16 protein-coding genes are annotated in these 20,092 nt (G+C 71.7%); 3 read left to right on the top strand and 13 right to left on the bottom strand.

Annotated features, from left to right (window positions below; translation table 11 throughout):
• Positions 1-315: 315 nt before the first annotated feature.
• Positions 316-1,323, bottom strand: a complete 1,008-nt coding sequence (locus tag AC07EJ_RS40195) for a stage II sporulation protein M (protein WP_389488279.1) — start codon at positions 1,321-1,323, stop codon at positions 316-318.
• A 110-nt stretch (positions 1,324-1,433) separates the two neighbouring features.
• On the opposite strand from AC07EJ_RS40195, the gene AC07EJ_RS40190 reads away from it, so the two are divergent.
• A complete protein-coding gene (locus AC07EJ_RS40190) occupies positions 1,434-2,399 on the top strand; it encodes an RDD family protein (protein ID WP_389488281.1) in 966 nt (321 codons plus the stop codon).
• A gap of 15 nt (positions 2,400-2,414) precedes the next feature.
• Here AC07EJ_RS40190 and AC07EJ_RS40185 read toward each other — a convergent pair whose 3' ends face one another.
• The 9 genes from AC07EJ_RS40185 to AC07EJ_RS40145 all read right to left on the bottom strand — a co-directional run bounded on the left by AC07EJ_RS40185 (position 2,415) and on the right by AC07EJ_RS40145 (position 12,227).
• Positions 2,415-3,029: a hypothetical protein gene (locus tag AC07EJ_RS40185; protein WP_389488283.1), complete on the bottom strand. Its 615-nt coding sequence runs from the start codon at positions 3,027-3,029 to the stop codon at positions 2,415-2,417.
• 118 nt (positions 3,030-3,147) lie between these two features.
• A complete protein-coding gene (gene ahcY / locus AC07EJ_RS40180; protein ID WP_389488285.1) occupies positions 3,148-4,611 on the bottom strand; it encodes an adenosylhomocysteinase in 1,464 nt (487 codons plus the stop codon).
• A gap of 235 nt (positions 4,612-4,846) precedes the next feature.
• On the bottom strand, positions 4,847-5,866 hold the full coding sequence (locus AC07EJ_RS40175; RefSeq protein WP_389488287.1) for a cation diffusion facilitator family transporter: 1,020 nt from the start codon (positions 5,864-5,866) through the stop codon (positions 4,847-4,849).
• Positions 5,867-5,995: 129 nt separating this feature from the next.
• Positions 5,996-7,147, bottom strand: coding sequence for a mannose-6-phosphate isomerase, class I (gene manA, locus AC07EJ_RS40170; RefSeq protein ID WP_389488289.1), 1,152 nt, complete (start codon positions 7,145-7,147; stop codon positions 5,996-5,998).
• 63 nt (positions 7,148-7,210) lie between these two features.
• On the bottom strand, positions 7,211-8,335 hold the full coding sequence (locus AC07EJ_RS40165; RefSeq protein ID WP_389488290.1) for an SIS domain-containing protein: 1,125 nt from the start codon (positions 8,333-8,335) through the stop codon (positions 7,211-7,213).
• Between the two features lie 43 nt (positions 8,336-8,378).
• Entirely contained in the window at positions 8,379-8,549 is a 171-nt protein-coding gene (locus tag AC07EJ_RS40160; protein ID WP_100597970.1) for a Trm112 family protein, read from the bottom strand.
• Positions 8,550-8,658: 109 nt separating this feature from the next.
• On the bottom strand, positions 8,659-10,023 hold the full coding sequence (locus AC07EJ_RS40155; protein WP_478886095.1) for a phosphomannomutase/phosphoglucomutase: 1,365 nt from the start codon (positions 10,021-10,023) through the stop codon (positions 8,659-8,661).
• Positions 10,024-10,091: 68 nt separating this feature from the next.
• Entirely contained in the window at positions 10,092-11,708 is a 1,617-nt protein-coding gene (locus AC07EJ_RS40150) for an L-lactate permease (RefSeq protein WP_389488293.1), read from the bottom strand.
• A gap of 141 nt (positions 11,709-11,849) precedes the next feature.
• Positions 11,850-12,227, bottom strand: a complete 378-nt coding sequence (locus AC07EJ_RS40145) for a DUF3499 domain-containing protein (RefSeq protein ID WP_389488295.1) — start codon at positions 12,225-12,227, stop codon at positions 11,850-11,852.
• Positions 12,228-12,549: 322 nt separating this feature from the next.
• On the opposite strand from AC07EJ_RS40145, the gene AC07EJ_RS40140 reads away from it, so the two are divergent.
• Positions 12,550-13,005 (top strand): metallopeptidase family protein, encoded by a 456-nt coding sequence (locus AC07EJ_RS40140; RefSeq protein WP_362897527.1) that lies wholly within the window; start codon positions 12,550-12,552, stop codon positions 13,003-13,005.
• A 46-nt stretch (positions 13,006-13,051) separates the two neighbouring features.
• Here the strand turns inward: AC07EJ_RS40140 and AC07EJ_RS40135 are convergent, their stop codons facing one another.
• The 3 genes from AC07EJ_RS40135 to AC07EJ_RS40125 form a co-directional block, all read right to left on the bottom strand.
• Complete coding sequence (locus AC07EJ_RS40135; protein WP_389488297.1) at positions 13,052-14,557, bottom strand: DUF5719 family protein; 1,506 nt, start codon at positions 14,555-14,557, stop codon at positions 13,052-13,054.
• Positions 14,554-18,261: a glycosyltransferase family 2 protein gene (locus tag AC07EJ_RS40130; protein WP_389488299.1), complete on the bottom strand. Its 3,708-nt coding sequence runs from the start codon at positions 18,259-18,261 to the stop codon at positions 14,554-14,556. Before AC07EJ_RS40130 ends, AC07EJ_RS40135 begins: the two co-directional genes overlap by 4 nt.
• A gap of 334 nt (positions 18,262-18,595) precedes the next feature.
• Positions 18,596-18,859, bottom strand: coding sequence for a WhiB family transcriptional regulator (locus AC07EJ_RS40125; protein WP_093617031.1), 264 nt, complete (start codon positions 18,857-18,859; stop codon positions 18,596-18,598).
• A gap of 716 nt (positions 18,860-19,575) precedes the next feature.
• Between AC07EJ_RS40125 and AC07EJ_RS40120 the strand changes: the two genes are divergently transcribed.
• Positions 19,576-20,079 (top strand): cysteine dioxygenase, encoded by a 504-nt coding sequence (locus AC07EJ_RS40120; RefSeq protein WP_389488301.1) that lies wholly within the window; start codon positions 19,576-19,578, stop codon positions 20,077-20,079.
• Positions 20,080-20,092 lie beyond the last annotated feature (13 nt).

Genomic DNA, 20,092 nt, shown 5'->3' with positions numbered 1-20,092 from the left:
TATCAGACTCTTTCGTGTCCGATTTCCTCGGTGCCTTTCAGGTTTCCGCTCCAGCCTTTCGGCCTTTCGCGTTTCCCTTTCCGGCGGTTCCGACTTTATCAGAAGTTCTCGGCCGGATTGACCGGCGTTCGTTTTCCGATTTATCGGGGGTGCGCTTCTGGAGAAGAATTCTCGGAAGCGAGTCAGACCCTAGTCGTTGCGGCCGATCCTGTCGAATCCGGGGCAACTGTTCGAATCTACCTCCCCACTCCGTCCGTGTCAACGGCTTTTGTGGGGCGACGAGGAGACTAGCAGGTCAGATGCCGTGAACGCACATCAGGCGGCAGTGGGGACCGAGGCGCTGCGCTCCGCCTGGTCCAGGTCCCCCGTCTCGCCGGCACGGGCCGCTCTGCCGCCGAGGACGTAGACGTAGACGAGAAATGCCAGTTCGGCGATGACGCCAATGGCGATGCGGGCCCAGGTGGGGAGGCCCGAGGGGGTGACGAAGCCTTCGATCGCGCCCGAGATGAAGAGGATGAGCGCCAGGCCGATCGCCATTCCCAGGGCGGCGCGGCCTTCCTCGGCGAGGGCCGCGCGGCGGGTTCGGGGGCCCGGGTCGATGACGGTCCAGCCGAGGCGCAGACCCGTACCGGCCGCTACGAAGACCGCCGTCAGTTCCAGGAGGCCGTGGGGCAGGACCAGGCCCAGGAAGGTGTCGAGGCGGCCGGCCGAGGACATCAGCCCGATGCCCACACCCAGATTCAGCATGTTCTGGAACAGGATCCAGAGGACGGGGAGTCCGAGGAAGACGCCCAGGACCAGGCACATGGCGGCCGCCTGGGCGTTGTTCGTCCACACCTGGGCGGCAAAGGATGCCGCGGGGTGGCTGGAGTAGTACGTCTCGTACTGGCCGCCCGGGCGCGTGAGGTCGCGCAGTTCGGACGGGGCCGCGATCGACGCCTGTACTTCTGGGTGGGTTCCTATCCACCAGCCCAGGAGTGCGGCTATCGCGGTGGAGAGGAGTGCGGTGGGGACCCACCAGTGGCGCGAGCGGTAGACCGCCGCGGGGAAGCCTTGGGTCAGGAAGCGGGTCACGTCGCGCCAGGAGGCGCGGCGGGTGCCTGTCACGGCACTACGCGCGCGTGCCACCAGTTGTGTGAGGCGGCCGGATATCTGGGGGTCCGGGGCGCTGGACTGGATCAAGGAGAGGTGGGTCGCGGCCCGCTGGTAGAGCGTGACGAGTTCGTCCGCTTCGGCGCCGGTGAGGCGGCGCCGGCGGCGAAGCAGCGCGTCCAGGCGGTCCCACTCGGCTCGGTGGGCGGACACGAAGACGTCGAGGTCCATCGGGTCGGCTGCTCCTCGGCTGCTGTTGCTGTGGCTACCTCTGCGGCGCGATGCGCCCTCAGCTTGGCAGACTGGCGGTTCCGAGGGCAGGGCAGGGAAGGACGGCCGGCGTGAGTGAGCTTGTGACGGGCGAGGCGGTGGCTCTTGAGCTGCGCCCCGCGAAACTGCCCAGTCGGGCGTTGGCGGTGGTCATCGATCTCGTCGTGGCGTTCACCGTGTACATCGTGGTGACGATGGGGATCGTGGCGTCGACCGCTTCCCTGGACGAGGCGGCGGCCGCCGCGGTGGCGGTGGCGACGTTTTTGCTGGTGCTTGTCGGGGTGCCGATCGCGGTGGAGACGCTGAGCCATGGGCGTTCGCTGGGCAAGCTGGCGTGCGGGCTTCGCGTGGTGCGTGACGACGGGGGGCCGATCCGGTTCCGGCATGCGCTGGTGCGTGGGGCCGTCGGGGTCGTGGAGATCCTCATGACGTTCGGGGTGGTGGCGTGTATCGCGTCGCTGGTGTCCGAGCGGGGTCGGCGGCTCGGGGACGTGTTCGCGGGGACGCTCGTCGTGCGGGAGCGGGTGCCTGCGGGGCCGGCGCGGTTCGTGCCTCCGCCGCCGCCGTGGCTGGTGGGGCGGTTCTCCGGGCTCGATCTGTCGGGGGTGCCGGACGGGCTGTGGCTGGCGGTCCGGTCGTATCTGACGCGGATGGGACAGCTGGATCCGCAGGTGGGCCATTCGATGGCTGAGCGGCTTGCCGGTGATCTGGCGGCTTGTACGGGGACTCCGGCGCCGCGGGATGTGCCGCCTGCCGCGTATCTGGCCGCGGTGGTTCATGAGCGGCAGTCGCGGGATGCGCAGCGGGCCTTCGGCGGGGTGGCGGGGGGTGCGGCTGCGGTCGGTGCGGCTCCGGTGACTGGTGCGGGTCCGGTGTATCCGGCAGCCGGGCAGGGTCCGGTGCGTCCGGGGGCTGGGGCGCCGGTTGGGCAGCCCGGGTGGACGGCCGGCGCGCCTGTGGCGACCACCCCTGGTGTCCCGCCTGTGGCTCCTCGCGAGGACGCGGGGCCTGGCACCGGTTTCGTGCCGCCTGCCTGACGCGGGCCCCGTCGCTCAGGCGAAGGTCGACGGTGGGGATTCGAGGTGTTCGAGCTCGATGCCGGGGGCGGCGAGCACCACGTCGCCGGCGAGGTGGACGGCCTGCTGCTCCCCCGTGTCCAGGTCTGTGACCTGGTATTCGTCGACGTTCAGGGGGCCGTTGTCAGTGTCGTGTGTTTCTGTTTTCAGCAGGGCCCAGGACTGGTCGAGGGTGAGGGGGGCCAGGACCGGGTCGGTGAAACGGACCAGGCGGACGCGGGTCGCGGGGGAAGCGGGGGTGAGGCGCAGCAGGCGTGCGGTGGCGACGAGGAAGGCCGGCGAGGTGCCGGTGAATGCGTGGGCTGCGGCGTTGCCTTCGGTGGCGTGGGTGCCGGTGGGGTCGGTGCGGACCCAGGTGACGCCGTCGATGGCTGCTCCTCGTACCTGCCAGCTCGCCGAGTTGAGTTCGAGGCGGATGGGGCGGCCGAGTTCGTCGATGGCCAGGTCGACGGAGCCGGAGTGGTCGCCGGAGGGTGTGACGGTCTGGGAGACGTAGCGCCAACCGGAGGGGCCGGGGGCGCAGTGGAAGTGTTCTTCGCCGAGGGGGGTGTGGTCGTGGGTGTCGTGGAGCGAATAGCGGCCGCGGGGCATGGGGGCTCTCGAGGTCCTTCGGGGTCGTGCGGACGTCGGCTGGTGCGGGATGCCGGGCCGGTACGGGGCAGGCCCCCCGCACCGGAGTGCGAGGGGCCTGTCCGGGACCGGTGTCCGCTCAGTAGCGGTAGTGGTCAGGCTTGAACGGGCCGTCGACCTCTACGCCGATGTACGAGGCCTGCTCGGGGCGCAGCGTCGTCAGCTTCACGCCGAGGGCGTCGAGGTGGAGGCGGGCGACCTTCTCGTCGAGGTGCTTGGGGAGCACGTAGACGTCGGTCGGGTACTCGTCGGGCTTCGTGAACAGCTCGATCTGGGCCAGGGTCTGGTCCGCGAACGAGTTGGACATGACGAAGGACGGGTGGCCCGTCGCGTTGCCCAGGTTCAGGAGGCGGCCCTCGGAGAGGACGATAAGGACCTTGCCGTCGGGGAACTTCCAGGTGTGGACCTGCGGCTTGACCTCGTCCTTGACGATGCCGGGGATCTGCGCGAGGCCGGCCATGTCGATCTCGTTGTCGAAGTGGCCGATGTTGCCCACGATCGCCTGGTGCTTCATCTTGGCCATGTCCGAGGCCATGATGATGTCCTTGTTACCGGTCGTGGTGACGAAGATGTCGGCCTTGTCGATGACCTCGTCGAGCGTCGTGACCTGGTAGCCGTCCATCGCCGCCTGCAGGGCGCAGATCGGGTCGATCTCGGTGATGATCACGCGGGCGCCCTGGCCGCGCAGGGACTCGGCGCAGCCCTTGCCGACGTCGCCGTAGCCGCAGACGACGGCGGTCTTGCCGCCGATGAGGACGTCGGTGGCGCGGTTGATGCCGTCGATCAGGGAGTGGCGGCAGCCGTACTTGTTGTCGAACTTCGACTTGGTGACGGCGTCGTTCACGTTGATCGCCGGGAACAGCAGGGTGCCGTCGCGGTACATCTCGTAGAGACGGTGGACGCCGGTCGTGGTCTCCTCGGTCACGCCGCGGATCTCCGAGGCGAGCTGGGTCCACTTCTGCGAGCCGTCGGTGATGGTGCGGTTGAGGAGCTCGAGGATGACGCGGTGCTCGTCCGACTCGGCGGTGTCGGCCGAAGGGACCTTGCCGTCCTTCTCGTACTGGACGCCGTTGTGGACGAGGAGGGTGGCGTCACCGCCGTCGTCCAGGATCATGTTCGGGCCGCCGGTGGGGGTGTTCGGCCAGGTCAGGGCCTGCTCCGTGCACCACCAGTACTCGTCGAGGGTCTCGCCCTTCCAGGCGAAGACGGGGACGCCCTGGGGGTTGTCCGGGGTGCCGTTCGGGCCGACGGCGATGGCCGCGGCGGCGTGGTCCTGGGTGGAGAAGATGTTGCAGGAGGCCCAGCGGACCTCGGCGCCGAGGGCGACGAGGGTCTCGATGAGGACGGCGGTCTGCACCGTCATGTGCAGGGAGCCGGTGACGCGGGCGCCGGCGAGCGGCTGCGTGGCGGCGAATTCCTTGCGGATGGACATCAGGCCGGGCATCTCGTGCTCGGCGAGCGTGATCTCCTTGCGGCCGAAGTCGGCCAGGGAGAGGTCGGCGACCTTGAAGTCCTGGTCCTGTCGGTTGTCGACAGTCGTCATAGGGAGCTTGCTCCTCGTGGTGGTGGGTCGAGGTGGGCATGGCTGGTCTGCGGCGATGGGCATACGAGTGCCCGGCGCTCACAGCGCAGTCCGTCGGAGGCCCTCTCTCCCTCGGCCGGCCCGTCGTGCGGGCCGCCCGACCGCCATCAGCAGCGACGTCTGGCTCGGTGACGAATCTACACCGATCGGCCCAGCCGGACCCAGCCCGCCTCCGGGTCCGGCGTGCGCGGGGAGGTCAGTCGGCGTCCGGACCCGAGCTGTCGGGGGCTGAGCTGTCCGGGGCCGGGCTGTCCGCGCCAGGCCTGTCCGGGGTCTTGGCGGGGTTGGCGCCTGCGGAGGCGGCCGCCTCGTTGTAGATGTCCGGTTCGAGGTAGATCACGCGGGCGATCGGGACGGCCTCGCGGATGCGGGCCTCCGCGGCGTTGATGGCGTTGGCGACCTCGGTGGCCGTGTCGTCGTGCTGGACGGCGATCTTGGCGGCGACGAGGAGCTCTTCGGGGCCGAGGTGGAGCGTGCGCATGTGGATGACGCCGGTGACGGTGTCGCCGTCGACGACGGCGGCCTCGATCTTCTTGACCTGGTCGACGCCCGCGGCTTCACCGAGGAGCAGCGACTTGGTCTCGGCGGCCAGCACGATCGCGATGGCGATGAGCAGGATGCCGATGCACAGGGTGCCGATGCCGTCCCAGGTGCCGTCGTCGGTGGCGACCGCGAGGCCGACGCCGCCGAGCGCGAGGACCAGACCGATCAGCGCGCCGAAGTCCTCCAGGAGGACGACGGGCAGCTCGGGTGCCTTGGCGCGGCGGATGAACTGGGACCAGCTGAGCTGGCCGCGCAGCTCGTTCGACTCCTTGATGGCCGTACGGAAGGAGAAGCCCTCGGCGATGATCGCGAAGACGAGGACGCCGACCGGCCAGTACCAGTTGTCCAGCGAGTGCGGGTGCTTGATCTTCTCGTAGCCCTCGTAGACGGCGAACATGCCGCCGACGGTGAAGAGGACGATGGAGACGAGGAAGGCGTAGATGTAGCGCTCGCGGCCGTAGCCGAAGGGGTGTTGCGGGGTCGCCTCGCGCTGGGCCTTCTTGCCGCCGAGCAGCAGGAGGCCCTGGTTGCCGGAGTCGGCGAGCGAGTGGACGCTCTCGGCGAGCATCGAGGACGAGCCGCTGAAGAGGAACGCCACGAATTTCGCCGCCGCGATCGCGAGGTTGGCGGCGAGTGCCGCCACAATCGCTTTTGTGCCGCCTGAAGCGCTCATGTGTTCCCGATGTCCCTTCGTACGCGGTCCCGGGCCACAGCTCGTACGGATCTGTCCGTGAACGCCGTCCCGGGCTTTGCCCACCCTTTGCGGTGGGTCATTGTTGCAGCCCGGGACGACTGGGGCGCGTCAGGCCACCACGGTTGCCCGGAACAGCGTGCCGGCTCCGGACACTTCGGTCTTTTCGCCGGCGGGGACGAACGCCGACTGCCCGGCGGTGAGGGCGAGTTCGCCGGCGCGGACGGTGCCCGCGGTGCAGAGCAGGATCTGCGGGGTCTCGGCGGTGACGTCGTGCGCGGTGGCGCCTTCGGGCAGGACGTAGCGGGAGAGGCGGAATTCGTCGATGGGGGTCGCGTAGACCTCTTCGCCGTCGGGGGACGCCTCGGGGCGCAGGACGCCGGGGTCGGTGGCCTCGAAGCGGACGATGCGCAGGAGTTCGGGGACGTCGACGTGCTTGGGGGTGAGGCCGCAGCGCAGGACGTTGTCCGAGTTGGCCATGATCTCGACGCCGAGGCCGTCTATGTAGGCGTGCGGGACGCCGGCGCCCAGGAAGAGGGCCTCGCCGGGGTTGAGGCGGACGTGGTTGAGCAGCATGGCCGCGATCACGCCGGGGTCGCCCGGGTAGTGGTGGGCGAGTCCGGCGTAGGGCGCGTAGTCGCCGCCGAGGCGCTCGGCGGCGGCTGCTGCCTCGGTGACCGTGGTGGCCATCTCCTCGGGTCCCGCGCTCAGTACGGCCGTCAGGACCTCGCGCAGCGCGGCCTCTTCGGGGTGGGCGCGCAGCAGGTCGGCGTACGGCTTGAGGGAGTCGACGCCAAGGCCCTCGATGAAGCGGGCGGCTTCTTCGGGGGCGCGGAATCCGCACAGGCCCTCGAACGGCGTGAGGGCGCAGATCAGTTCGGGCTTGTGGTTGGCGTCCTTGTAGTTGCGGTGCGGGGCGTCCATGGGGACGCCGGCGCGCTCCTCGGCCTCGTACCCCTCCTTGGCCTGGGCGAGGTCGGGGTGGACCTGGAGGGAGAGCGGGGCGCCCGCGGCGAGGACTTTGAGGAGGAAGGGGAGGCGGGGGCCGAACTTCGCGACGGCCTGCGGGCCGAGTTCACGCTCGGGCGCCTGGTCGATCACCTCGTTGAGCGGGCCGCGGCCGGTCCGGGAGGGGGCTCCCGGGTGGGCGCCCATCCACATCTCGGCCTGCGGCTCGCCCGTCGGCTCGGCACCGATGAGGTGCGGGATGGCGGTGGTCGAGCCCCAGGCGTAGGGGCGGACGGTGTTGGTGAGGCGGTCCATCAGGTGTTCTTCTCCGTACGCGGGTCAGGGGCCGGCCGGTGTTTCGGAGCGGCCGGGTCCACGTCATGCGCCCGAGGCGAGCGCGAGGTAAACGGCGGCGAAATCCGTGACGGCGATCAGTTCGGCGAGTGTTTCCAGCTCGTCGCCCTCTTCGGGTTCGAGCTCGCTCATCGGGGTGTCGTGGCCGAGGGCCAGCTCGCGGGCGGCGGGCGCGGCGGTGAGGCCGCCGGGCCGGTCGCGCAGGAGGACGACGCGGACGCGCATCGGCTGCGCCTCGTCGACCCGGTCGCGGAAGAAGTCGTCGGGGTCGGCGCCGCCCGCGAGGTCGCCGAGGAGGAGGCGGCCGTGTGCGGGGAGCGCTTCGGGCAGGTCGGAGGCGAGGGCCGGACGGCCGGCGAGCTCGGCGAGCGCGGCGGCGAAGCGGCGGCCTGCCGGGCCCGCGGCGTGCCCTTCGGTCCAGATCAGGGGCAGTGCGTCGGCGAGCTCGGCGGCGAGGGTCTTGGCAGGGTTGCTGTAGGTCGCGATGGCGGGGCCGCAGCGCTCGGCGGTCTGGTCGAGGCGGTCGGCGACCTTCTCCAGGGCTTCGGGCGGCGCGGAGAGCAGGCCGGTGCGGTCCAGGAGGGAGAGCAGCGGGGTGAGCAGGGCCCACAGGGCGCCGGGCGCGGAGGCCGCGGCGGGTTCGTCGTCCTCGTACGGGGCGGTCGCCATCGGTACGAACAGGCCGTGTGCGCCGCCGACTGCTTCGCTGAGCGGGGCTCCCTCGGGGCTGACGGCGACGATGGTGCAGCCGCGCCGGTAGGCCTGCTCGACGAGGAGGGCGAGGCCCGGTTCGGTGCCGTCGGTGGTGGCGATCAGGAGGAGGTCCACGGGGCCTGCCCAGCCGGGCAGCTCCCAGCGCAGGGCGCCCGCGGCGGGGGCGACTCCGGTGGGGCGCAGGCGGGCGACGGGGCAGGAGGCGCCGGCGAGCCTGTTGAGCAGGTCGGCGACGCAGCCGGCGGCGAGGCCGGGGCCGGCGAAGAGGACGGCGCGCGGGCGGCCGTCCGGTTTGAGCTGGGTGATCCCGGCCTCCGCGGCGTGCCGGACCGCGGTGCGGACGCGGGCGCCGGCTTCGGCGGCGCCTCGCAGGAGTCCGCGGCGGTCGACCCTGGCGAGGGCCTCGGGGGCGTCGAGCAGCGATTCGTCGAGCATGGTGTCAGCCTCCGGGACGGCCCGTACGGGGCCTGGGTGGGACCTATGCGGGGCGGCGGGCCTCGTCCACGAGGAGTACGGGGATGCCGTCGCGGATCGGGTAGGCGAGGCCGCAGTCCGATCCGGTGCAGAGCAGCTCGGCGTCCGCCTCCTTGAGGGGGGCGTGGCAGGCCGGGCAGGCGAGGATCTCCAGAAGGCCGGCTTCGAGCGGCATGAGGTGTCCCTTCGGGGGTGTGAATGTGTGTGCGTGCGGCCTGGTCAGCGTACCGCCGGGGGCGGGGGCACGGCTGCTCGGACGGGGGACCCGGCGGGTGTGGCCGTGGTCAGGCTCTGATGATCGCCAGGACCTCGTCGCGGATCTTGGCCATGGTGGCTTCGTCCCTGGCCTCCGCGTTCAGCCGGAGGAGGGGCTCGGTGTTGGACGGGCGGACGTTGAACCACCAGTCGGCGGAGGTGATCGTCAGGCCGTCGAGCTCGTCGTGCGTGATGCCGTCCCGGCCGGTGTACTCGGTCTTGATCGCGGCGAGTCGGGCGTGCTGGTCGTCGACCGTGGAGTTGATCTCGCCGGAGCCGGTGTAGCGGTCGTACTCGGCGACGAGGGCGGACAGGGCGTCGCTCTGGCCGCCGAGTGCGGCGAGGACGTGGAGCGCGGCGAGCATGCCCGTGTCCGCGTTCCAGAAGTCGCGGAAGTAGTAGTGCGCCGAGTGCTCGCCGCCGAAGATCGCCCCGGAGGTGGCCATCTCCTGCTTGATGAAGGAGTGGCCCACGCGCGTGCGTACCGGTGTGCCGCCGTGTTCCTTCACCACTTCGGGGACGGACCAGGAGGTGATCAGGTTGTGGATGATCGTGCCCGTGCCGCCGTTCCTCGCCAGTTCGCGGGAGGCGACGAGGGCGGTGACGGCGGACGGGGAGACCGGGTCACCGTGTTCGTCGACGACGAAGCAGCGGTCCGCGTCGCCGTCGAAGGCGAGGCCGAGGTCGGCGCGCTCCTCGCGGACGCGCCTTTGCAGGTCCACGAGGTTCGCCGGGTCGAGCGGGTTGGCCTCGTGGTTGGGGAAGGTGCCGTCGAGCTCGAAGTACATCGGGACGAGGTCGAGCGGCAGGCCCGCGAAGACGGTCGGGACGGTGTGTCCGCCCATGCCGTTGCCCGCGTCGACGACGACCTTCAGGGGGCGGATCTCCGTGAGGTCGACGAGGGAGCGCAGATAGGCCGCGTAGTCGTCGAGGGTGTCGCGCCGGGTGAGTGTGCCCGGCGTGACGGCGGGTTCGGGGGCGCCCGTCTCCAGCCACTTCTCGGCCAGTTCGCGGATCTCGGCCAGGCCGGTGTTCTGTCCGACGGGGGCGGCGCCGGCGCGGCACATCTTGATGCCGTTGTACTGGGCCGGGTTGTGCGAGGCCGTGAACATGGCGCCGGGCAGGTCGAGCGCGCCCGAGGCGTAGTACAGCTGGTCGGTGGAGCACAGGCCGATCTCGGTCACGTCGGCGCCCAGGGCGGCCGCGCCCCGTGCGAAGGCCCGGGAGAGGCCGGGTGACGAGGGCCGCATGTCGTGTCCGACGACGATGGCCGCGGCGTCCGTCACGCGCACGAAGGCGGCGCCGAACAGCTCGGCGAGGCGCTCGTCCCACTGGTCGGGGACCACTCCGCGTACGTCGTACGCCTTGACGATCTGCGACAGATCAGCAGCCACGGTCACCCAACTCTCCTGAAGTCCGCTTCGGACAGCACAAACTACCCGTACGGACCGACAGTCAGCTGTCAGGGCAGCATCCAGCCGAGGACCGCGGAGCTCTGCGCCATCACGATCAGGCACATCACGAGCAGGAGTCCCGCGCTCCACGGCAGCACCTTGCGCAGCAGGTCTCCCTCCTTGCCGGCGAGCCCGACGGCGGCGCAGGCGATGGTGAGGTTCTGCGGGGAGATCATCTTGCCGAGGACGCCGCCGGAGCTGTTCGCGGCGGCGAGCAGTTCGGGTGACAGGCCGGACTGCTGGGCGGCGGTGACCTGGAGTGCGCCGAAGAGGGCGTTGGCGGAGGTGTCGGAGCCGGAGACGGCGACGCCGAACCAGCCGAGTACGGGCGACAGGAACGCGAGGCCCGCGCCGGCCGCGGCGACGAAGTGCCCGATGGTGGCGGCCTGCCCGGAGAGGTTCATGACGTAGGCGAGGGCGAGGACGCTGGTCACGGTGAGGATCGCGAAGCGCAGCTCGTACACGGTGGCCGCCCATTCGCGTACGGCCACGCGCGCGTGGACGCCGATGACGGCGGCCGTGATCGCGCCGGCGAGGAGGACGAGGGTGCCGCCGGTGGAGACGAGCGGGAGGGTGAAGAGGTTGCCGCCGACGGGCTTGCCCTCGGGGTTCGCGACGTTCAGGAAGGGCCAGTCGAAGACGCGCGTCGCCTTCGCGATCCAGTCCTTGACCGCGGGGATCTGCGCGAGGGAGAAGATGACGACGATGAGCGCGTACGGGGCGTAGGCGCGCAGGACTTCGGGCCGCGGGTCGTCCTGGTCGAGTTCCTCGCTGCGTACGCCGGTCAGGACTGCGGCGCGTACGGGTTCGGCGGCGGGCCTGCGCGCGTGCGGCACGGCGACGAGGGCGCCCGCGCCGATGAGCGCGGCCCCGATGTCGGCGAGCTGTGCGGAGACGTAGTTCGAGGCGGCGAACTGGGCGGCGGCGAAGGCGACTCCGCAGGCGAGGGCGGGTATCCAGGTCTCGCGCAGGCCGCGTCGCCCGTCCACGAGGTAGACGAGGACCAGCGGCACCACGAGGGCGAGCAGCGGTGTCTGACGGCCCACCACGGAGGCGACGGAGTCGAGCGGGAGTCCGGTGACCTGGGCGAGCGTGACGACGGGGGTGCCCATGGCGCCGAAGGCGACGGGTGCGGTGTTGGCGACGAGTGCGACGACGGCGGCCTTCACCGGGTCGAAGCCGAGCGCGACGAGCATCACGGAGCAGATCGCGACGGGCGCCCCGAACCCGGCGAGCGCCTCGAGGAGCGCGCCGAAGCAGAACGCGATGACGAGGGCCTGGATGCGCGGGTCGTCGGACAGCCGCCCGAAGGAGCGGCGCAGGATGTCGAAGTGCCGGGTGCGGACCGTCATCCGGTACACCCACAGTGCGTTGACGACGATCCACATGATGGGGAAGAGCCCGAACAGCGCGCCTTGTGCGGCGCTCGACACGGTCTGGCCGACGGGCATGCCGTACGCGAGGCAGGCGACGAGGGCGGCCGCGGCGAGCCCGATGAGGCCCGCGAGGTGGGCCTTCATGCGGACGGCGCCGAGCAGGACGAGCACGGTGACCAGGGGCAGAGTCGCGACGAGTGCGGACAGACCGAGTGATCCGGCCACCGGCTCGAGCTGCTGGATGAACACGGGCGCCTCCCGGGGCACTGGGTGGCGAAATTGTTGTGTCCGCAACAAACTCAGGTCAATGCGTGGGACGAAGGAGATTCCGTAAAGGGGAAACCGAAGTCCGAATACGGCCGTCGGCCCGGCCGGCGTGCGGGGTTCGGCTCAGTTGTCCGGTGAGCGCAGCACCCGCAGATGGCCGCGGCGTGCGACCTCCATGGGGTCCGCCGTGCGGGGGCCCGAACCGCCCGCCTCGGCCGCGCGCTCCTGCGGGCGGGCCGCCTCACGCACCGCGTTGGCCAGGGCTTCCAGATCGTCGCCGCTGGGGCGCGAGGGGCGGGAGGTGTCGGCGAGCCGGACGACCTCCCACCCGCGCGGGGCGGTGAGGCGCTCGGAGTGCTCGGCGCACAGGTCGTAGCAGTGGGGTTCGGCGTAGGTGGCGAGGGGGCCGAGGACCGCGGTCGAGTCGGCGTAGACGTACGTCAGCGTCGCGACGGCGGGACGGCCGCAAGCGGTGCGCGAACAGCGACGTACAGGGCTCACAGCGTTGGACGGTACCGCACTCTTGAGCGGGCCGCGACGACTCCCCCGGAGGTCACCCCACCGTGTCGTGGTGTGAAGCGGCGCACGCGGGGCTCCGGGAGCGCACCGCTGACCTGCGCGGACCGGGGGTGGTGCGCCCCGCGTCCGTGGTGAACGCGGTCACCACCCGGAACAAACAGTGACAGGAGCCGCGAGTTCACCGGTCCGGGAGGGATGCCGAATCGCGCCCAAGTTTGGCTTGATCGGTCAGGAAGCGACATGCCGGTTCCGTGCGGGCCACGGCGGGCGGGCGCGCTCGCTGGAGGTCTACGCTGCGTCAGTGATGGAGAACCCCGTACCGCCCCCCGCCGCAGAGCCGAAGCCTCCCCGCCGCCGCGACCGGCACGGCAGGGGCATGCGGGGGCCCGTCGCCCCTCCTCAGGTGCCGCTCTCCGCGAGCCGGGCCGAGGGGTTCGCCGATCTGGTGCAGGACTCCGTGGAGCGGCTCGAGCGGCGCTTCCCGCAGCTCGCAGACATCGACTTCCTGATCCTCGAAGTGCCCGCGGTCGGCCCGGCCGACGAGGGCTGGAGCGACGATTCGGTGCCCCTGGGCGGCACGATCGCGGCGCGCGAGGGGCGCCCCGCGCGCGTGGTCGTCTACCGCCGCCCGGTCGAGATCCGTACCAAGGGCCGCGACGAACGCGCGGCCCTCGTGCACGAGGTCGTGGTCGAGCAGGTCGCCGAGATCCTCGGCCTGTCCCCGGAGACGGTGGATCCGCGCTACGGCGACGAGGAGTGACCCGGCGGACCGGGCCACGTCGCGATCGCTGCGGCAGTGATCACGGTCATTTCTGCAGGACCGAAAGATCCTGGTCCGCGTGCGGCACCGAGACCGTCCCCCGGTCGTCCGGGAGCGTCTGGACCGTGAACATCGGGACGCCCGGGACGTCCCGGTCGGGCACGTCCAGCATCCGCGAGCCGTAGACCTCCGCGCCCGACACCTGCTCCACCGTCAGCGCGTACGCCCCCTTGAGCCCGGCCGGGACCGGCGGCTGCACGGACAGCGTCGTGCCGCCCTTCACGGTGTACGTCTTCGTGACCGGGGTCCCGCCCTCGGTGCCCGGCGACGCCGTCACCTTGACCGTGCCCGACTCGCCCGGCGCCGTCAGCGACAGCGTCGAGCCCTTGGCGCGATTGTCGGCGACGGTCGCCCGCGCGCCGACGGGCCGGGTCGCCGGGATGAACGCCGTCTCCTGGTGGTCGCCCTTGCCGCGGACGACGCGCAGGGCGGCCACGACCGGAGCGGAGTCGCCCGTGGGCGTCAGGACGAGGGACCCTGCCTCGCCGCGCGTCACGTCGCCGAGGTCGACGGCGGCCGTCATTCCCGACTTGACGTGCAGGCTCTCGTGCCCGGCCAGGGCGATGCGGCCTCTCGGGGAGGCCAGCTGGATCTTCAGGTCCGCGTCGTTGTCGCCGGGCGTGAAGGCGACCAGGCGCACGCTCGTGGCGTCCTTCGGGATGCCGGGCAGGACGACCGTGTCCGCGGGGTCCGCGGAGGCCTGCAGCCAGTCCCCGCCGAGCTTGTCGTCCGCGCCGAGGACGGCGGCGGCCACCCGGCCGCTGCGGGCCGTCACATGGAGCGTGACGTTCGTCTGCGGCTTGTCCGTGAGGGTCGACAGGAGGACCGGAACGCTGGAGTGCGGCTGGACCTGGATGCCCTCGCCCACGTCCGACTTGATGGCGCCGTTCGGCCCGTACAGCTGGACGTCCACGACCGCCGCCGAGTCGTCCGGGTTGGTGAGGTGGATGTAGTCGCTGCGCTCCTTGGCGGTGGAGGCACCCGGGAACCAGAAGTCGGTGTCCGGCGCCGAGCAGTTCACCCCGAGGAGGCCGCGGCCGGTGCCGGCGGCCACCTCGGTCGTCTGCTGCACGGTCCAGCCGGGCGCGAGATTCCCGTCGGCGCTCCCCACGAGCGCGGGCGACTCGGCGCCCGACGACTCACCCGCGACGGGCCTGCCCGGCTTCTGCGGGGACAGCACCGGCTTGTCCGCCTTGTCCTTGCCCTTGTCCTTGCCGCTCCCGGTGCTGTCCGTCAGCTCGCGCGTGGCGGGCGCCAGGGCAGCCTTGCCGGAACTCCCCGCCTCCTTCGACACGGGCGTGTACGACGTGTACGCGGTCTCGGCGAGGTCCGACGTGCTCGGGGCGGGGCACAGCAGGCTGGAGCGCTCCACCGGCAGCCGCGCGGCCGCCTTCTCGGAGTTGCCGCCGCCGGGCGCGGTCGCCGCCGCGAAGCCGGTGACGGCGGCCAGGGCCACGCTCGCGGCGATCAGGGACAGGGTGGTGCGGTTCACTGCTGGCTCCCGTCGGGGCGCTCACTGTCGGTGCCGTGCGGCGGCTGCGGCTGCTCGTACGGGTCGTAGGCCTGCTGCCCGTACTGCTGCTGGGCGTCGTACGTGCCCCCGTAGGCGTACGGGTCGTACTGGCCGGCCTGGTAGGGGTCCGCCTGGTAGGGGTCCGCCTGCTGGGTCTGGTCGTACGCGCCCGGCTGGTAGGGGACGCCCTGGTACTGCTGCTGATCGCCCGCGGCGTACTGGCCGTAGTCCGCGGCCGCGTACGTGGGGCTGTCCCACTCGCCGTACGACTGCTGCTGCGGCACACCGGCCGCGGCGAGCTCCTCGTCCGAAGGAGGCGGCGGTACCACGCCGTCGGCGCCCTCGGGTGCGGCTTGTTCGGCTTGTTCGGCCTCGGCCTGGGCGCGCAGACGGCGGGCCCTGCGGCCCTCGCCCTCGACGGCCTGCGCGGGCACGACGGGCTCCTCGGGAAGGTCGTCGTCCACGTCCCTGCGCCGGCCCGGCAGGGCCAGCACCACGAGGACGAGAGCGAGCGCGCCCTGCGCCCACAGCCAGGCCGCGTGCGAGAGCGGCGCGTCGAACGTGACGTCCAGGCGGCCGCCCGTGGCGGGCAGTTCGAAGCCCTGTGCCCAGCCGTCGACGGTCGTCTTCGTCAGGGGCGCGCCGTCCAGCGTCGCCGTCCAGCCCTCGTCGGCCGTGTCGGCGATGCGCAGGACGCGGCCGGCCTTGCCCTCGGGGATCTTCGTGTGCAGTTCGACGGGGCCCGCGGCGACGGGCTGCGGCTCGTCGGACCCGGACACGATCGCGGCGCGCGAGACCTGCCGGTCCACGCGCCACAGGGCGGTGCCGTCCTGCTGGCTGAGCCGGGACAGGCCGGGCGTGGAGTCGAGGACCCGGCTCATCTGCCGGGGCGCGCCCGCGCGTACGAGGACGTAGCGCACGGCGAAGCCGCCGAGCTGGTCCGCCTGGTCGGCGCCGGAGCCGGCGACGAGGTTGGCGACGACCTTGTCGAGCTTCTTGTTGCTGCCGCCCGCCTCGGTCAGTTCGCCGTCACCGAGGCGCGCGCCGGCGCCACGCACCAGCGTGTACGACACCTTGGCGGCCGAGTCGCTGTCCATGACGAGGGTGCGGGCCTGGTCCTGGGTGTCGCTCTCCTCGGCGACGAACGCGGGCACCTGGGTGGGGTCGCGGCGCTCCAGGGGGCCGTCGGCCCCGCGGATCATCCAGCCGGCCGCGGCGAGGAGCGGTCCGGCCACCGCGGCGAACGCGATGAGGGCCGCCACCGGCTGCCGCCAGCCGAAGCTCTGCTCGGCCACGCGCGAGCGTGCCCCGTCGGCGCCGAGAACGGCGGCGGCGAGGAGGGCGATGCCGTAGACGAGGGTCGCGGGCCCGGCCCAGGCCGAGCTGTTCGACAGGGCCGCGAAGACCAGGGCGACCAGGGCGATCGCCCAGGCGGTGAGGACGGCGGGGCGGCGCTCGGTGCGCAGGAGCGCGGCGAGCCCGGCGAGGACGATGCCGATGAGCAGCAGTCCGCCGAGGGTGCCGGAGCCGCCCGGCGAAGCGCCGAGCAGGCCGAGCGCGGACGCCGACCCCTTGCCGTACGGGAGGCCCGCCTCCTTGAAGAAGCCGAACGGGAGCAGCGTCAGCGACCAGGGCGCGAGCAGCAGGAGCGGGGTGCCGAGCGCGGCCAGGAAGCGGAGGCCGTAGGCGGTGATGTCGCCGCGGCGGATCGCGAGGAGCGCGATGCCGAGGACGAGCGCGATCGGCCACACGATGGGCGTGAAGGCCGTCGTGACGGTCAGCAGGAGGGCGTACGCCCAGGTGGCGCGCCAGCTGCCGCGCGCCCCCGCGTTGTTCATCAAGCCGCTGGCGGACAACCCCGCGCGCGCGATGAGCGGCAGCAGCACAGCGAGGACCGCGGTGCCGATGCGGCCGCCGGCGAGCGCGCCGGTGGCGGCGGGCAGGAAGGCGTACGCGACCGAGGCCCACGCGCGCAGCAGGCGCGAGGTGACCAGGGGGCGTGAGGCGAAGTAGGCGGTGAAGCCGGCGAGCGGCACCGAGCAGACGAGGAGCACGGTGACGGCGAGTCCGGTCGAGCCGAACAGGAGCGTGGAAAACGCGGCGACGAACGCCAGGTACGGCGGCGCGGCCTGGGTGCCGCCGGTACCGGCCGGGTGCCAGCCGTCGAGGTAGCGGGACCACAGGGCGGACGCGTCACCCGGCGCGGGCAGCAGCGCGCCGCCCGCGAGTGCCCCGCCGCCGAGCAGCGCGCGGCAGGCGATGAGCGACACGAACAGCAGCACTACGAAGAGCATCGGTCCCGGCTTGCGGGCGATGCGCTTGAGGCGGGCGAACTGCTCGATCTCCAGGAAGTCCGCGTCGTCGCCGCCGGGGCCGGACTCGACGGCGCTGCCGTGCCGTCCGGCGGCGTTGATCTCGGGATCGGACGCGCCGAAGAGGCTGCCCGCGACCTGTTCGACGGTGAGCCGGACCGTGGCGCCGGGCGGTGGGAAGAGCGGCCGCAGCTCCTTGGCGTCGACCACTCCCTTTCCGCGCCGGCGGCGGGCCGCGAGGATCCGCTCGGGCCGCAGCAGAGTGCCGAGGAGTCCGGTGATCTCGTCGAGCGCCTGGCCTGGAACCTTGCCGACGAGGTACGCGAGGGTGCGCACGAGCGTGCCGATGACGAGGCGCAGGAGCACCCAGGGCAGCACGGCCGTAGGGGCGTTGACGAGGAGGGTGTAGACGGCGCCGGCCTTGTCGACCTTGTGCGGGGACGTCGCCGTGCGGCCCACGCAGTCGACGGTGCGGCGCTCGCGCGAGGAGGCCTCCGCGTGCCGGACGACGGCGTCGGGGGCGATGACGACGCGGTGGCCGGCGGCCTGGGCGCGCCAGCACAGGTCGACGTCGTCGCGCATCAGCGGCAGCCTGCGGTCGAACCCGCCGAGCTGTTCGAACACATCGCGCCGGATCAGCATGCCGGCGGTGGACACGGACAGGACGGGCCGCACGTGGTCGTGCTGCCCCTGGTCCTGCTCGCGGCGGTCGAGGCCGGTCCAGCGGCGCCCCGAGTTGGCGATGGAGACGCCGACCTCGAGGAGCTGCCTGCGGTCGTACCAGCCGCGCAGCTTGGGCCCGACGACGGCGACCTCGTTGCCGATCTCGCGCTCGTTCTCGACGACGCGCAGGAGTTCGGCGAGCGCGTCGGGCTCGGGAGCGCAGTCGTCGTGCAGCAGCCACAGCCACTGCTCGGGCGCGCCGTGCGGCAGCTCCGGCATGTCGTACGCGTCGTCGCGCCAGCTGCGGCTGACGGGGTCCCAGCCGCTGGGGCGCTTGAGGTACGGCAGTTCCTCGGGAGTCAGCACTCCCGCGGTACGCACCGCTTCGTCGACGGCCTGGCCGAAGCCGGTGCGGCGGGCCAGGTGGAGAACGCGCTCGTCGCCGATCGCGTCGGCGATCAGCGTGGCGGAGGCGTCCGCGCTGCCGGTGTCGGCGGCTACGGCGTTCTGTACGGGGCGCTCCTGGCCGAGCAGTCCTGACAGGACGTCGGGCAGCCAGCGCGCTCCGTCGTGGGAGACGAGCACGGCGGTGACGACGTGTCTGGGGAACTCGGGTGGCCTGGTCGGGTCTGGCCCTGCGGCGTGCCCCGGGTTGAACGCGGCTGCGGCAGTGTCGAATTGGCCTGCCGAATGGCTGTGCACGGACATCGAGGTACGGGCCCCGGTTCGTTGGACTGCGGTGGACGCCTGTGCCCTGCGGGGGCGCTGGGTCGTCTCGGACGGGGCCCCACACTAACGGCTGACAACAACGGCGGCCCGCCCCCTGTGGACAACCCAGGGCGACGGGCCGATCGCTTCGCGGAAAAGAGTGTTCGGACGGCGTCCTTGTTTCGGCGCTTGGTGCGGTCCTTGGTGTGGTCCTTGCTGCGGCCCCAGCTCTGGTCCCAGCTGCGGGCCTTGGTGCGGTCCTTGGTGCGGGCGTTGGTGCGGTCTTGCGGCGTTACGCAGTCTTTGTCGCCTCGGGCCGCGGCCTTCTTCAGCCTCAGACCGCGGCCTTCTTCAGGCGGCGCCGCTCGCGCTCGGAGAGTCCGCCCCAGATGCCGAACCGCTCGTCGTTGGCGAGTGCGTACTCGAGGCACTCGGACCTGACCTCGCAGGCGAGGCAGACCTTCTTGGCCTCCCGGGTGGAGCCGCCCTTCTCCGGGAAGAAGGACTCGGGGTCGGTCTGGGCGCACAGCGCGCGCTCCTGCCAGCCGAGTTCCTCTTCCGCGTCCTCGACCAGCAGTTGCTGAAACGACTCGGTCATAGTGCGCCCCTCGTCCGTCTGTGCGTCCCCGTGATGCTGCCGTTACCGATTCCGGCTGAACGACACGAGTGAAATTACAAGTGTGCCGATCCGGGCCAGTCAAGCCGAGATCTGCTATTGGGTCCCTTATTCACTCTGCGGAACCAAGGGTATGCGGAAAGTGTTCAAATCGGCCTAAACCTTGACACTTGCCAGAGGCCCATTCCAGCCACCGCTCCCCCGAGAGTCCCTTCGAGAGCTCCGGCGGGCCTCGCGCGGGTCGCTACAAGGAAGGACGCCTCAGGCGTTGATCTCGTTCCGGGAGCGGCGCCGGAGCGTTCCGGATCACATTCGGATCACGGGAGCGCGACGACGTTTGTGCGCCCGGTTGATGCGCCATGTGTCCCGGCCAGAAGATGCACAAACCTTTCGCCTGGCAGGGCAACCGGATGAGGTGAAACATATCCCACAATCCGGACACCTAGTTGACAGGGCAGGAATGAACCGGTCTGCTGGTGGGCATGCTCGCGAACTTGGCGCTTTCCGTGACCCGACCCGGGTCCCTCGGTGCTGCCCACGCGCGCTGTTGCTGTTGCTGTCCCAGCTGTTGAGCCCACCGCGCTCCGGCTGAACCCCCTCGCTCCACCGCGCTCCACTCCCCCGGCAGTTCATCCGTGCCGGGCGCCGTCCAGCGACACCCCCAGCACACCGCACTCCGCCGAGGAACCCCCATACCCATGAACAGCGACAGCGACCTCCAGATCGCCGGCGACATCCTCGAAGTACCCCACCTGCTCCAGCCCGCGCGCGAGCACCCGGCCACCGTCGCCGAGTTCGCCGGCCTGGCGCGCTCCATCGCCGCCGACCGCGGCCGGTGGGAACACCTCGTCGAGTACGACGCCACCAGCCGCTGGTACCACCGCCTGCAGACCGGGCCGGGCTACGAGGTCTGGCTGCTGTCCTGGGTGCCGGGGCAGGGCAGCGGACTGCACGACCACGGCCGCTCCTCCGGGATACTGACCGTCCTCCAGGGCGAGTTGACCGAGCATTCGGAGCGCGGCGCCCGCGCCCTCGCGCCCGGCGCACAGCGCGTCTTCGCCCCCGGATACGTCCACGAGGTCGTCAACGACGCGCTGGAACCGGCCGTCAGCCTCCACGTGTACTACCCCGGCCTCACCGAGATGCCGATGCACGCCCCCCGCTGCGTCAGCGACGCCATGCAGGATGCCGTGACCGCCTGACGAAGTGTCGTAC

This window comes from Streptomyces sp. NPDC045026, assembly GCF_056432625.1.
The sequence above is the reverse complement of the archived record's forward strand: the minus strand, read 5'-3'. Positions and strand labels throughout refer to the sequence as shown.

What these genes read in the sequence shown, in the direction of transcription:
- AC07EJ_RS40195 (WP_389488279.1), bottom strand. Translation starts at nt 1,323, where the DNA reads ATGGACCTCGACGTCTTCGTGTCCGCCCACCGAGCCGAGTGGGACCGC.
- AC07EJ_RS40185 (WP_389488283.1), bottom strand. Translation starts at nt 3,029, where the DNA reads ATGCCCCGCGGCCGCTATTCGCTCCACGACACCCACGACCACACCCCC.
- ahcY (WP_389488285.1), bottom strand. Translation starts at nt 4,611, where the DNA reads ATGACGACTGTCGACAACCGACAGGACCAGGACTTCAAGGTCGCCGAC.
- AC07EJ_RS40175 (WP_389488287.1), bottom strand. Translation starts at nt 5,866, where the DNA reads ATGAGCGCTTCAGGCGGCACAAAAGCGATTGTGGCGGCACTCGCCGCC.
- manA (WP_389488289.1), bottom strand. Translation starts at nt 7,147, where the DNA reads ATGGACCGCCTCACCAACACCGTCCGCCCCTACGCCTGGGGCTCGACC.
- AC07EJ_RS40165 (WP_389488290.1), bottom strand. Translation starts at nt 8,335, where the DNA reads ATGCTCGACGAATCGCTGCTCGACGCCCCCGAGGCCCTCGCCAGGGTC.
- AC07EJ_RS40160 (WP_100597970.1), bottom strand. Translation starts at nt 8,549, where the DNA reads ATGCCGCTCGAAGCCGGCCTTCTGGAGATCCTCGCCTGCCCGGCCTGC.
- AC07EJ_RS40140 (WP_362897527.1), top strand. Translation starts at nt 12,550, where the DNA reads ATGGAGAACCCCGTACCGCCCCCCGCCGCAGAGCCGAAGCCTCCCCGC.
- AC07EJ_RS40130 (WP_389488299.1), bottom strand. Translation starts at nt 18,261, where the DNA reads ATGTCCGTGCACAGCCATTCGGCAGGCCAATTCGACACTGCCGCAGCC.
- AC07EJ_RS40125 (WP_093617031.1), bottom strand. Translation starts at nt 18,859, where the DNA reads ATGACCGAGTCGTTTCAGCAACTGCTGGTCGAGGACGCGGAAGAGGAA.
- AC07EJ_RS40120 (WP_389488301.1), top strand. Translation starts at nt 19,576, where the DNA reads ATGAACAGCGACAGCGACCTCCAGATCGCCGGCGACATCCTCGAAGTA.